The sequence below is a fragment of the Cyclobacterium jeungdonense genome (genome assembly GCF_010994275.1).
Classification (GTDB): domain Bacteria; phylum Bacteroidota; class Bacteroidia; order Cytophagales; family Cyclobacteriaceae; genus Cyclobacterium; species Cyclobacterium jeungdonense.
The window spans coordinates 116732-130922 of sequence record NZ_WMCD01000003.1 but is presented as its reverse complement, the minus strand read 5'-3'; the positions used below and the strand labels follow the sequence as shown (position 1 = coordinate 130922).

Annotated in this window: 9 protein-coding genes; 5 read left to right on the top strand and 4 right to left on the bottom strand. The window is 43.9% G+C overall.

Annotation, left to right across the window (positions count from 1 at the left end; all coding sequences use genetic code 11):
• Positions 1 to 183: 183 nt before the first annotated feature.
• Positions 184 to 681 carry a hypothetical protein gene (locus tag GKS34_RS08050; protein WP_163384299.1) on the bottom strand — a complete coding sequence of 166 codons (498 nt, stop codon included), beginning with the start codon at positions 679 to 681 and terminating at the stop codon, positions 184 to 186.
• A gap of 379 nt (positions 682 to 1060) precedes the next feature.
• Between GKS34_RS08050 and GKS34_RS08045 the strand changes: the two genes are divergently transcribed.
• The 4 genes from GKS34_RS08045 (at position 1061) to GKS34_RS08030 (ending at position 5960) form a co-directional block, all read left to right on the top strand.
• Positions 1061 to 1918, top strand: coding sequence for an ROK family protein (locus tag GKS34_RS08045; protein ID WP_163384298.1), 858 nt, complete (start codon positions 1061 to 1063; stop codon positions 1916 to 1918).
• A gap of 144 nt (positions 1919 to 2062) precedes the next feature.
• A complete protein-coding gene (locus GKS34_RS08040; RefSeq protein ID WP_163384297.1) occupies positions 2063 to 3310 on the top strand; it encodes an MFS transporter in 1248 nt (415 codons plus the stop codon).
• A 3-nt stretch (positions 3311 to 3313) separates the two neighbouring features.
• A complete protein-coding gene (locus GKS34_RS08035; protein ID WP_163384296.1) occupies positions 3314 to 4477 on the top strand; it encodes a DNA-binding transcriptional regulator in 1164 nt (387 codons plus the stop codon).
• Between the two features lie 187 nt (positions 4478 to 4664).
• Positions 4665 to 5960, top strand: a complete 1296-nt coding sequence (locus GKS34_RS08030; RefSeq protein ID WP_163384295.1) for a photosystem II biosynthesis protein — start codon at positions 4665 to 4667, stop codon at positions 5958 to 5960.
• Positions 5961 to 6529: 569 nt separating this feature from the next.
• On the opposite strand, the gene GKS34_RS08025 is transcribed toward GKS34_RS08030, so the two are convergent.
• The 3 genes from GKS34_RS08025 to GKS34_RS08015 all read right to left on the bottom strand — a co-directional run bounded on the left by GKS34_RS08025 (position 6530) and on the right by GKS34_RS08015 (position 12009).
• Entirely contained in the window at positions 6530 to 8218 is a 1689-nt protein-coding gene (locus GKS34_RS08025; protein WP_163384294.1) for a SusD/RagB family nutrient-binding outer membrane lipoprotein, read from the bottom strand.
• A 20-nt stretch (positions 8219 to 8238) separates the two neighbouring features.
• Entirely contained in the window at positions 8239 to 11622 is a 3384-nt protein-coding gene (locus GKS34_RS08020; protein WP_240459235.1) for a SusC/RagA family TonB-linked outer membrane protein, read from the bottom strand.
• A 156-nt stretch (positions 11623 to 11778) separates the two neighbouring features.
• Positions 11779 to 12009 (bottom strand): hypothetical protein, encoded by a 231-nt coding sequence (locus tag GKS34_RS08015; RefSeq protein ID WP_163384292.1) that lies wholly within the window; start codon positions 12007 to 12009, stop codon positions 11779 to 11781.
• A gap of 191 nt (positions 12010 to 12200) precedes the next feature.
• On the opposite strand from GKS34_RS08015, the gene GKS34_RS08010 reads away from it, so the two are divergent.
• Positions 12201 to 13976 carry a purple acid phosphatase family protein gene (locus GKS34_RS08010; protein ID WP_163384291.1) on the top strand — a complete coding sequence of 592 codons (1776 nt, stop codon included), beginning with the start codon at positions 12201 to 12203 and terminating at the stop codon, positions 13974 to 13976.
• The last annotated feature ends 215 nt before the right edge of the window (positions 13977 to 14191 follow it).

Sequence of the window (14191 nt, the reverse complement as noted above, 5' to 3'; positions counted from 1 at the left end):
TTTCATTGATTAATTTATTTGTGGATAGACAGGATGGGTAACGATTATCATTGCTGGCTTCTCATTAGTTGTTTTGAATTTACGAAACTCATTTTTAAACAAAAGCATCTATGTTGATTTCAAAGAGGTTGAATTCTTTGGCGACAGATTGTCAATCAATGCATTTCTTGAAAAATACATTCTTTACCCTGAATAGGCCATGGCCGGTAACTGAGCTGCATTGAGCATAAAATTGTGGAGTTTGTAGTTTTCTATATAAGCTGGCAGATTTTCACTTCCTGGCCCATACAGGACCAATTCCACATAATCAGACGAATGCCCCGTTCCTGCCCAGCTGATGCCGGTATGGTTGGATTGTATTTGAGCAAAAAGGTGATTGGGTACCTTTGTAGAGCCGTATATCCCATCGTAGGAAGATGCCGTATCCATGAGTGCCCGCTTTGCAAAGCCTCCCTGATAATAACTCACCCACCTGCTTTTCCTGCCTTCCTTCTCCCTGAGCAGCAAATCGGCCATGTTCAGGGTCCCGGTGCTCATCCCATCACTAACCAGAAAAATGAAATTTTTTGCAGACCTTTTGAAGGAGCCGGGCAGAGTGTTTCCATAACTTACTCCAGTGCTCAAAATTCCCAATCCCAAAGAGCCCAAAATGCTTCTATTGAAGAAATCCCTTCTTTTCATGGCATTGTATTTATTATGTTTAATTGTTAAAATCTACTCCTGAGTCAAAATCATTTATCTAAAATTTCTACTTTTTAGCTGATAATACCAATATAGCAGTAACGTTAATCGGGGTAAAACACCTTTAATATAACAGTATCAATACCCGCTTTCCTACATTTGTACTATCAAAAAAACATCATTCCCGAGATAGTACATACCCATAATTTCAAGTATAGTATCTAGATCAAGCCACCCCATTACCATCGTTACCATCTGAAAACCAAATGAATAATATCCGGAAATAGGGAAAACAACCAGTTCTTATTGGTTTGTTAAATATGTAAATTAAGATATATTTGTTGTTTCATTTTTTGTAAAACTCACCTGTATTAGCGCAATGAACATAGGAATAGATTTAGGAGGAACAAAAATCCAAGTAGGCATTGAGAAGGAGGGTAAGATAATCCATAAAACCAAGGCCTTATTAAAAGAAAAAGATGACCTTCACTCGACCTTAAATCAGGTGAAACAGTTTATTGAGCCCCTTACCCACCATAAGGTGGATGGAATCGGAATCGGCGTTCCTTCAGTAGTAGACGTAGAAAAAGGTATTGTTTACAATGTCACCAACATACCTTCCTGGAAGAAAGTAGGACTGAAAGCCATTTTGGAAGAAGAGTTTAACCTACCCGTGTTTGTAAACAACGATGTGAATTGTTTTACGATTGGTGAACATAAATTCGGAATGGGTAAGGAATATTCCTGCCTCGTGGGGATGTCCATTGGCACCGGTCTTGGGTCGGGGATAATTATTGGAAATAAATTGTATGCCGGAACCAATTGCGGTGCCGGAGAGATCGGTCTGCTTCCCTATAAGGATCAGAACATTGAATATTATGCCAGCGGAAATTTTTTCAGCGCATTTTACCAAACCACGGCATTAGATGCCTACAACCAAGCTGAAAAAGGAAACCAAGAGGCCTTATCCCAATGGAAGGATTTTGGCTACCATTTTGGAGCGGCGGTACAGGCAGTGATGTATACGTATGACCCGCAAGCCATCGTCATTGGAGGTTCAGTAGCTAACGCATACCCTTATTTTGAGGCCACAATGAAAGAAAGTTTTAAGGATTTTATTTATCCGGAATCCATAAAAAAGTTAAAAATCCACCAAACTAAAAACGAAGACATAGCTCTTTTGGGTGCTGCAGCGTTGGTAGACCTTTCTTTGGAACATGTAAAAGGAATCATGTAGCAAAACTTTCCCAATGCAGAGCTCAACTATTCCCAACGCTTCCTCTTAAGCTCCCAATCACCTGTCCCGAATTGATTTCTTAGCCGATTAAACCTATGATTTCCGTTAGTTATGGTTATCTTCATCACCTGAAATACGAATGATATGAAAAAAAACAACCTTATCGTTGCCCTTATTTTGTTAATCTTTTTTGTCATTTCTTTTCTTACCAATATTCTAGGTCCTATCATTCCAGATATCATTGACAGTTTTACACTTAGTATTGGGTTGGCAGGATTTTTACCCTTTTCTTTTTTTGTAGCCTATGCGGTTATGTCCATTCCTTCTGGTATCCTGGTGGAAAAGTATAAAGAAAAGAAAATGCTGGTAGCCGCTTTTTCACTTGCTTTTGTGGGAGCCCTTGTTTTTGCCCTTATTCCCAGCTTTGGAATTGCCCTTACCTCGCTGTTCATTATTGGTATTGGAATGGCTATTCTACAAGTAGTTATTAACCCCCTGCTCAGGACCGCTGGAGGAGAAGCCCATTTTGCTTTTAATTCGGTATTGGGGCAATTGGCGTTCGGCGCAGCCTCCTTTCTGAGTCCCATGCTTTACAGCTACCTGGTGACCAATATCCATACCGGCGATCTTGGCTTCTTATTTTCCTTTTTGGATGGGATGGTACCCGAAAATCTCAAATGGGTATCTCTTTACTGGGTATTCGCTGGTATCGCTTTTTTAATGGTCATCGTAGTCTACTTCGCTAAATTCCCAAAAGTAGAACTTAAGGAAGACGAAAAAATTGACGTGGGGGTTGCCTTTAAGGAATTGTTAGCCAATAAGTACGTGGTTTTGTATTTCCTGGGAATCTTCTCATACGTAGGAACAGAACAAGGTATTGCCAATTGGATATCCAAGTTTTTACAAACCTATCACGGCGTAGACCCAGCTACTACCGGCGCTTCGGTCATTTCCTACTTTTGGGGCTTACTTACGATCGGATGTTTGCTCGGCCTGTTGCTTTTGAAATTCTTGGATAGCCGTACGGTTTTGATAGTCTTTACTTCAGGGGCTATAATCGCACTTTTAGTTGCCTTATTCGGGCCCGTTTCCTGGGCACTAATCGCCTTTCCTATGACTGGTTTTTTTGCTTCGGTCATGTGGTCGGTCATTTTCTCCCTTGCGTTGAATTCTGTTCCACATCATCACGGTACCTTTTCCGGGATACTGTGTACCGGCATAGCAGGAGGAGCAGTAGTACCCCTGATTGTTGGCGGACTTGCCGAATTGGTAGGACTCAAATTGGCCATGGTATTTCTTTTCATTACGTTGGGTTACATATTGAGTATCGGCATTTGGGCCAAACCTTTGGTGAGTAACGCCACCAAAAACATCAAGGACATCTTCAAGTAGAGCATGTACAAGATTATATTGTTGCTGGACTTTGCAGAGGAGTACAGTAAAAGTTTGCTAAAAGGTATCTCAAAATATTCGGCTGAGCATGGCCCCTGGAGCTATTGCCGGATGCCCTTATACTACAGGGAAACCATCGGTATTAAAGGAATTCTCGACTGGGCCAAGGACTGGGGTGCCCATGGAATCATCGGACAGCTTTACAATGAAATGGACCTTAAACTAATCATTGATTCCAAAATTCCTGTCATTGCCCAGGATTTTAAAGAACGATTCAGCGAACTTCCCAATATTACGGGTGCTTACCACGAAGCCGGTGAGATGGGTGCCGAATATTTTCTGAAAAAGGGATTTAAAAACTTCGCCTTTTACGGGTTCAACGATATTGTTTGGTCCCGGGAGCGAGCCGAAGGGTTTGAGAAAAAAATCAATTCGGTAGGGTATAAAGTCAATTATTTTGAGCACCGAAAATCACGTTCCACCGACCTTTGGTATTATAAAAGTAACTCACTAAGTAAATGGCTTATCTCCTTGCCCAAGCCGATCGCGCTGATGACCTGTGATGATAATCAAGGACTGCACATTACAGAGGCTTGCAAGCAAAACAAAATCAGAATTCCCGAAGAAGTCGCGGTGTTGGGCGTTGATAACGATGAAATGCTCTGCGATCTATCCGATCCTCCCTTGTCCAGCATCGGCCTGGATATTGAAAAAGGAGGCTACGACACGGCCAAGTTGATGGAACATATGATCCAAAACGGCGCTGACCAGTACTACGACATCCACGTAAAACCTACTCAGATAATTACCCGGCAGTCTACCGATATTTACGCTACCAATGACGATTACATTGCCTCCACGCTAAAATACATTCACAAAAACATTGAAAAAAACCTGCAAGTAGACGAGGTAGTCCGGCAGGTGCCGCTTTCCAGAAGAAGTCTTGAAAAGCGATTTCACCAAATTACCGGTTACCCCATTTACAAATACATTTTTAACCTGCGTATTGAGAAGTTCACGCAGAAACTTTTGGAAACGGATCAAACCGTTTTTGAAATTGCACTCGATTTAGGATTGAATGACAGTAAAAACATCGCCAGGCAATTCAAACAAGTAAAAGGTTGCAATCCCATTGAATACCGAAAGCGGTACCTGGCAGGTAAGTAATTCCATAGCGCCCCTATACCTAAGATTTGCTAAGCACTACCTTTAATAAGACAAAAAGCAAAGACACCAATGGTACAAATCAACGGCTTGGGGTATTACCTTCAAAAGAATCTATTCTATCCCCAGACGTGAGAATTAGTTTATTCGGCCAGGAAATAATCCTTTGTATTCACCCGTAGCGTAAAACATGAAAAATATAACCAAAAATACAGTCATATCCTTAGTGCTGGCAGGCATGGCCTTAGGTACAGCCTGGGCCATTCGAGGTCAATTTGGCCACGAACAAGGCGCGGCCTGGGCCGGAGGTATTGGTAGCCTCTGTATTATTCTACTGGCAAAAAAGAAGTCCTGGTACAATAAGGCGATGAAAGCGGCCTTTGCAGGTGCAGTGGGCTGGGGATTAGGAGGGATGATGAGTTATGGAGCGGTGGTAGGCTATGGAAGAGGGGTGGATTTTATCAATGTCTATTATGGGCTGTCCATGCTTTTCATCATTGGAGGCCTCTACGGGTTGATTGGTGGCGGCCTTTTTGGATTGGTGTTGGCAGATCACCCTGAAAAAAAAGTGAAGTGGCATCAGGTAATTGCGGAAATGACCGTAGGCGGTGTTATTTTCTATTACTTTATTATTGAGCAATTGGGAATTGCCATGACACCGCCCAGATCGGAAGCCTGGGGAGTCTGTGCCGGTATTGGCATTGCCATGATGTACTACCTGGCCCGCAAAAAACAATACAGTGCCATGCGGGTAGCGGTATTTGCCGGATTAGGAGGCGGGTTTGGCTTTGCATTCGGTAATTTTCTACAAGTCCTGGGAAATGTCGCCGATGTACCGTTCAATATGTGGAACGTGATGGAATATTCGCTTGGATTTTTTGGTGGATTGGGCATGGCCTATGGTGCCTTTACAGCCTCCTGGCCGGAAGAAAAGGAAACCTCCAGGTATTCTTTTAGCAATCTGACCCTTCCCATGATAGGTTTTATTTTCCTGATCCCCTTCATCGTTTGGCAGCAATCATTCGTCATGAAGGATCTGGAAACCACCCTCGGCAGGCTTATCGAGAATCCGGTACTTTGGGTTAGAATGGTCCAATGGGTGGCATTAATGGCCTTTCTCATTCCCGCTGTTACCTGGATCAGTCTGTTCTCCAATAAAAAGGGACAAAGCGGAGAAAGTATGAGTCATAAAGAAATAATGGGTATTTTCATTACTTATTTTGCTGTGTACATTGTATTTACCATTTTGATTACCGGCTCCTTTTTAAGTTTCTACCGTATCGAGCAATTTCTCTACATTATCAACTTTGTGGTAATCGTACTTTTGATCCAAAAATTCCAACCAAAAATTACGGTAAAAGAAGCCAACCCTGAGAAGTGGATCTATATGGTTTTGGGTATCCTGCTATTCCTGGCAGTTCTTAGCCTGATTGCTATCAGCATTCACGGTGAAATGCCGGGGATGAACAAACGCTTTGATTGGTAACTAGCTAATAAGCAAATTAACAGGGGATTGGCTGCTTTCCGATCCCCTGTCCAAATAAATTCCTGTAACCTTAAATTTCAGGAATGTCCGGAATTTTATTGATCAGCTTATTTGAACCAGCCTCATCTTTAATCAAGTCGAATGCATCATAAGCTTGCCCGCCACGGTATAGGCTTCCTATTCCAACCGATTGTTTTCTATACGGATAAGCTGATACATTTGGATGTGTTCTATCCGGTTTAAAAAGATCCGGTCAGGATAAGCCCCCCGGCAGCCAATAAACCTCCTTTTCAGACATGCTGGCTTCCTGGCCCGATAAAGTGCCAGAATAACCGCTACAGAGAAAAATGAGTAGATTGATTCTATAAAAAAAAAGTAAGACTTATCATATTCGTAAGATGGTAAATTTATTATTGAATTAAAATAACTGCCGGAAACACCTCATTGGAGGTGCCGTTACTAGGCCATCAGGCTGCTCAGATTTGCCAGCGATAGGAAGAAAAGAAAAAGTTCTCCCCTACTGGTGTAGAGGAGAACTTTTCATTGAGTATTGGTATCAACCAAAAATATCAGAAAGGGACATTGGTGCCCTGATACAACCATGGCTTAGACCATTGGCTATCTGCACCAAAGTTTCCGGAAAAGGGAGTGATTTCCAGTCCATCCAAAGCGGCTTGTATATTAGCCGAATTGTTGTTATACTCATCGCTCCCATATTGAAACCTGAGGGCAACCTCTGGCTGTGGGGAAAGTGGTCCTGCTTCCAGCTCAGGGAATCCTGTTCTTCTGTAGTCAGCAAATGATTCGGCTGCAGCAGTCCAGCTAGCTACCCATTTTTGGGTCAGTATCTGTTCCAGAGAATTGTTGAAACTGATTTCGGGCTGACTGATAAAATCAGCATACTCATCCCCTCTTCCCCAGGTCTCCAAAGACTGCTCGATCCCTTTATTGTAGTGGGTTTCTGCATCACCAACATTCCAGCCCTTTAATGCTGCTTCAGCGAAGATAAAGCTTACCTCGGCAGCAGAAATAATCCTGGCTTTCAAGATATCCCCTGGAGCACCTTGAGTACTGTAGATGGGAGCAAGCTGGGATACATGCTGATTTTGTGTTCCTTGTCCGGGAGATGGGTTTCCATTGTAGGACTCGGGTACGGTGATAGCAGGCGGTAGACCAACATACAGATCTGAATTGTAATCCGCCATGTTTGGATTGAACCTTCTGGTAAATTTCACATCCGCGTACAACTCCACAAAATCATCGTATGGATAGGTCACTACCTCCAACGGTTCACCATCAGCTCTGATAAAATCCTCCACTGCAGTGGTCAGATTCTCATCCGGTACCCATTGCACGCGGACCGAATCAAACCAAACTGGCAATCGGGGGTCATTGGTACCCGTCAGTTGGTCAATAAAAGTCTGAGCAGCCTGATACCTCTGAAAATCATCCGGGTTTAACCTAACGTGCCTGGAAATCCACTGATCATTCGCTCCTCCGGTGTAATCCAGGGTAGCATCCTGCGAAGGATCCTGAATATATATTCCGCTGCTATAAATGGCTTCTACTCCAGCCCTGGCCACATCTGGCTTCTTCTCAGATAAGCGCATGTAATATCTGAGCAAAAGGGAATTGGCAAATCTTCGCCAGTTTTGGGTATTTCCACCGAAGTAGAGGTCATTCCCGGTGGTCACCCCCTCGGAGGAGGCCGAACCCAGGAGTTGGACCGCCTGCTGCAGATCGGCTATAACCCCGTCATATATGACTTCCTGGCTATCAAATTTAGGGTATTGCAGTTCCTCTCCTCCCTGATCACCTTTAAGTGCATTGGTATAAGGAGCGTCTCCCCAAAGGTCTGCAATATTACCAAACACGAAAGACTTCATGGTCAAACCAATCCCCTGAAAAAATTCATTGTCCAGGTCCTGTCCCCGGCGAATCATCAACTCATTGGTACGTAGTATATCATACCAGCCTGTCCAGTTTCTGTTGGTCCAGTCATAAAAATTATGTCCAGAGTACCAGCCGTTCTTTTGGGTGTGCTGCACAGCACCTGCCAGGTCGTTATATCCCAGGTTCACGTAATCCTGAGCGGCAGATGACAAAACCGTTGGCATCAGCAAATTTGGATTCGCTGTAGATGGCTCTATCGCATAGGGGTTGATGTTTATTTCATCCAATTTCTCGTCACAACCGGAGAATAAAACCAATCCGAATACGAATAGGGCTATTTTTCGAAAATCTAATAAATTCTTCATGATTTGTATATTAAAGAAATTTACAAATTAAAATTAAGTTTGAAGCCTACCGGTACACTCCAGGGCATTACATTTTGCCGCTCAATACCTTGTCGGAATTGGGAGGCCGTGTCTCCCTGACTACCGCCTCCGGCCCAGAAGGCTCTTTCCGGATCAATGCCGATGTCAGCCTTGGTCCACAACATGATGTTTCTTGTGTAGACGGCAAAAGTGACGTTACGGAAAGCACCGAAATCGGGAATTCGGTAGCCTAGTGAAAGCTCTCTTAACTTAATGAAAGAGGCATCAAATGTAACCTGCTCATTAAACCTCCATGGGTAGGTATTGGTAATGGGATAGACGTTCGTTTCCGGTCCTCCCAAATGCTCTTGGTACACGTCATCACTGTAGTCGTCCGGCGTATCTGCACCGGACGTCTGGATAACACCCGGAATAAAGGCTCCGTCATTTCCATTTTCATCCACTGGAAAACCGCCGGTTTCGGCCGTATGACCGCCTACTCGTGGGAAATTACCCGGACGAGGGATAATGTACTTATCGGGGTCAGATTTCAAAAGTTCTGCTAATTCGGCATCGGAATACAAGCCACCGGGGATCAGGTTGTCCAATTGTCGTTGCGATTTCCAGTCAGACTCACCGTAACGATAGGTGAAGGACATGAACTCTCCTCCGCTTCTCCAGTCAAGACTGGCATTCAAGACAAATCGCTTGTAGCTCAGACTGGTTTGCGCTCCAAGAATAAAATCTGGGTTGAAATTCCCTACTTTGCGAAGCTCCTCATCAACACGACGGAAGGGTTGCCAGGATCCCGTACTGGTCAAAATGGGCCATTGGTAGTAAGGAGAATTAGGATCCTCTACTTGAGCAAAACCCGAACTATACATATCTCCGATGTTCTGTCCAAGGAAGGTAATCGCTCCTGCATCGTTTTCACCCCAAAGAATAATTCGGTCCAGGTTATCGCTCAGTTCCACAACGGAAGTCCTGTTTCGGCTCCAGTTCAGGTTGATATCCCAGTTCCAACCATTTCTACTGATAGGCGTTCCACCCAGCGTAAATTCCCAACCTTTACTTTGTATCAAACCTGCGTTGATCAGTCTGCTGCTGAATCCAGAAGACCGAGGCAGATTTACGGCAAAGATCTGGTTTCGGTTATCTACTGTATAATAGGTGCCGGTAAAACGCAATCTGTTTTGAAACATATTTAAATCAACCCCTACTTCAATTGAGGTGGCTTCCTCAGGCTTAAGATCTGGGTTTAACAAACCCGAGGGCATAGCAGCGGTATTGATGTTATTGTATAATCCTGTACTCAGATTTTGCACCAGACGATACGGGTCGGTATCGTTACCAACCTGTGCCCAACCAATCCTACCTTTAAGCATGTCTATGTTTTCAGGCAAATTAAAGGTATAGTTAGCCAACCAGCTCAAAGAAGCGGAGGGATAAAAATACGAACGGTTCTCAGCCGGTAAGGTAGAAGACCAATCATTCCTGGCAGTCAGATCCAAATACAACTGATCCGCGTATCCAAAAGAAGCCAGTCCGTAAACACTGTAAATGGCTCGCTTGGAATAACCACTATTTACATCTCGGTTATCAGCAGGAATGTTTTGAACGTTGTATATACCCGGTACTACTAATCCGTTGTTTCGATTTCCACCTACTCCTACGCTGGTACTAGAACCAAAACGGGTCATTATATTACCTCCAGCTGAAGCATTGAAGTCCAACTCACCAAAATCCTGCTTATAGCTGGCTAATATATCGGCATTGGACTCCTGAGACAATAGGTCTGCAGTGTAATAGCCGCCTCTTGCCATACGACTATAGCTGAAGGGGATTTTGGTCTCCCTGTTTTCATTAGACCTGTCCAGTGAGTACCGGGCAGTGATATTGAAGTTATCATTGAATTCGTAATCCAGGGAAGCGTTACCAAATAGACGATCTCTTCGGAACGCATTTTCGATTCCGTAAGCGATGAAATAGGGGTTATCGCCAGCGGTCGTTCTGATTTGCTGGATTCCCTCCTGTCCTTCTACCCATATATTTCGCATTTCGCTATAATCCACATACGAGGAGTTATAAACGGCCTCCAGCGGATTTGCTCTTCGATCACCTGTACTGGGCCGGTCATTGGACATGCTATTGCTATAATTGAAATTTGAACTGAAAGTCAACTTCTCCTGTATGTTGTAGGTAACTGAGGTGGAAATGTTGTTTCGGAATAGATCGGAATTCGGGATCATTCCCTTGTGCAGCATATTGGAATAGGATACCCTATAAGTGGCATCGTCATTTCCGCCGCTAACAGCCAGGTTATTGGTAGAAGTTACTCCTGTTTGCATAAAATCCTTCATGGCATTGGGATAAGATCGCAACTCGGTAGGTATCCGGTTACCGTTTTCATCTACCGGGCTGTTCCACTGAATGGCCGTATTTCCGGCATCCAGTTCAGGACCACCCCAATAAGCGGATCCTTCATTGAAAACTCCTTCTCGGTTACCATTGGCATAGCGGTAATGGAAATCAAGGAGACGAGTTGGTCTTTCAAATACATTACTGGTAGAAAAGGAAACGCCCATGTCTTTTCGCTTGCTTCCAGACTTGGTGGTAATCAACACTACTCCATTACCAGCCCTCGTACCGTAGAGAGCAGCGGCGCTGGGACCTTTCAATACACTAATATTGGCGATATCATCCGGATTGATGTCCGAAATGGCATTACCGTAATCCACCTGGTTACCATCCCCGTTTTGGGATATGTTATTCAGGGAGTTGGACATGGGCACCCCATCCACGACAAACAGTGGCTGGTTATCAGTAGTAAGGGATGTTGCTCCCCGGATCACCATGCTCATGGAAGACCCCGGACCACTAGTTTGATTAATGGTAACACCTGGCATTCTACCTGCCAGTGAGCTCAACACGTTTTCCTGAGATACCTGAGTCAGGTCTTCCGCTTCCACACTGGAAACATCATATCCCAGGGATCGCTGGTCTCGCTCAATACCCAGGGCGGTTACCACCACTTCATTCATGGCAGACATGGATTCCTGCAGAGTCACATTCACATTTGTACGGTTCCCTACGGTCACTTCCTGACTCTCAAAACCTACATAAGAAAAAACCAATACGGAATTTGGACCGGCAACATCGATGTTGTAGGCACCGTCAATGTCTGTAACGGTTCCATTATTAGTTCCTTTTTCCAAAACGGTTACTCCGGGAAGGCCGGTATTGTCCTCCTGAGAGGTCACAGTTCCACGGATAGTAACAGCAATGGCGTCATCCATCGCGCTAGTAGCATGTATCGCATTACCTGCACTGGTAGCCAGAAGGCTATTCGCCCCCGCAAGCAGTGAACTGGTAGAAACCAGCCCAACCGATAAAAGTGGTACCATCCACTTTAACATTTTTTTAGTACGGCTTTTTTTCATAACTCTTTAAAATTGATTTGTAGTTTTAATTTAGTTTTCATTCAATTTTATTGGAACCTTCTTTTCAAATTCCAAACCTCGTCTCTTACGGGACCTCTAATCTTTATTGATGGTTTTTAATTAATTTGCATTATTTATCTCTTTTTTTTCCAAATTTTTTTTTTCTATGTTAGTTCGATTTTCCTTTTCAAAATCGTCCATTATGCTATCGAAATGGGCTTTCATGCTTTCCTCCAGATAGCTCACTGTTTCCTGGTCTTCCAGCCCCTGTAGCAACTCCTCAAACTCCTGCCGGGAGATTCTATTTTGTACAAGCCGCTGAAGCAAAGCCGCTGTTTTTTTCTTTTTCATATATTTGCCCTCCATCGTATATACCATCCTGTTCAAAAAAGAGACTATCTCCTTCATTTCTTTTTTGTTATGAAAAAATTGTAAAGCCAATTAACAATTACTTAAATAGCCCGATTTTATTTGCTCATGTATTATTGGGTAGTGAAAGGCTATTTCTTTGTTAGAAAATCATTTTAAAACTCAATTTCTCTATGAAAAAATCGAACTTGTTAGTCTACTGCGTTTGGATCCTTACCCTTTCCTGTGGTCCCCATCAAAGTGCTGACGTAGAATTGCTTCCCGTATCTGAAACCATGGATGGGATCGTCACCAGAATGTATGAAGAATGGGACAGTGAAACCCTGGATACGGTATCTCACGAATTCATAGAAAACTATCTGAGCGAAGAAGAAAAAGCGTCACTTTCCACCCAGTATTGGAAAATCCGGATCAATGTACCGGCCACCGTATCCCTGATGCGGGACAAAGCCCAGGAAAAAATTCCATTCTGGCTTGAAGCCTCCGGATTTGAACCTACAGGTATGGGTGTAAAAAATGAAATCTACACCTATGAGGTCTGGCAAAAAGACTTTGAGGCTGGAGAGGTCCGACTGGGCATCAATGGCTTTGGAAAACACCGCCCCGTTTATTTTTTAGCACTTGCCCCCCAAAATCCGGACGACAGCTTAACCATCAGCCCGGTATTTCCTGAGGAGCAACACATCGAAACGCTAGAATCAGGAGCCTTTACTTACCATGACTGGGATGGATTGACCATTACTGAAGTTCCTGAGGCCCTCAAGGGTCAACAATTGCTGACCACCATCCGGGGAAGGGCCAGAGAAGCACACCTGGTTAATGCCTTTCGTTCTACTGCTTTTCCAAGCAGTGAAAAACCTGATCATTTGCTATTAACCTGGAGCGAGGAGCCCAGCACCTCCATTGATATTCAATGGAGAACATCGGATGAAATAGCCGAAGGGAGCGTCCGGTATTGGGAAAATGGCACCGAGGATACGGTCGAAATAATGGCAGAAAGGTATCTGATGGAGGACAGACTGCTGCAGAATGACCGGTACATGCACCGTTTTACGGCGAAACTCCGCTCCCTGAATCCTGGAACCATGTATGGCTACGTCGCAGGTAATGAGGCAGGAGGCTGGTCCGAACCACAGTCTTTTTCTACTGCAGCCGCTCAGGAAATGCCCTTTTCATTTATTTGGTTTGGTGATGTACACAATTCTGAAATTTGGGGAAATCTGATTCAAAAATCCGAGACACAACACCCCGACACAGAATTTTATTACATCGCAGGCGATTTGGTTAATACAGGTCTTTACCGGAATGACTGGGATGAACTATTCGAATATGCCGGGGAAACCATCTCGCGGAAACCCCTATTGGCGGTGCCGGGAAATCACGACAGCCAGGACGGACTGGGCGCATGGATGTATGAACGAATGCTGAGTTTACCCTCCGACAGCCCGCCTGATATGGAAGGTAGAACTTACGCATTTGATTACCAAAATACGCTCTTTCTGATGATTGACGTCACCTTACCACTGGAAGACCAAACGGCATGGATAGAATCTAAGTTAAAAGAATCCGAGGCTACCTGGAAAATTGCCGTGTTTCATTTTCCTCCTTATAACGGGGTGGAACCCTACGAGGACATTCAGGATCTTTGGGGCCCGCTATTTGATCAATACCATGTAGATCTGGTAATGGGCGGACACTTTCATTATTACATGCGCTCCAAACCCCTTCGAAACGATCAGGTGCAATCCTCCCCAAGGGACGGCACCATTTACTGGATCTCTATTGGCACTACGGGTAAAAATGAGGACATACCGCGAGAGCCCTACGCGGAAGTTCAGTTTCCAGCATCCCATCTATACCAATACATCACTATTGATGGTAACGAACTCCGCGCAGAAACAGTCAATTTGGATGGAGAACAAGTAGAGCAATTCTCTATTAACAAATAGGACTTTCTGCATACTTTAATCCAGGAGCTGCCCACCTCTCTTTTGGTGGGCAGTTTTTTTATGACTTCTGGAATAGACACCAATAAATTATTTTATGCATTTATTCTTTTTCGCCGACTTTAAGGTTTGGGAAATTCGGAATTAATGAAAGTAGCTGTCCCTGAAACCCTTGAAAAGAAGCGGGTTTGCTATTTGATTTATTTCTTGGTAAACTT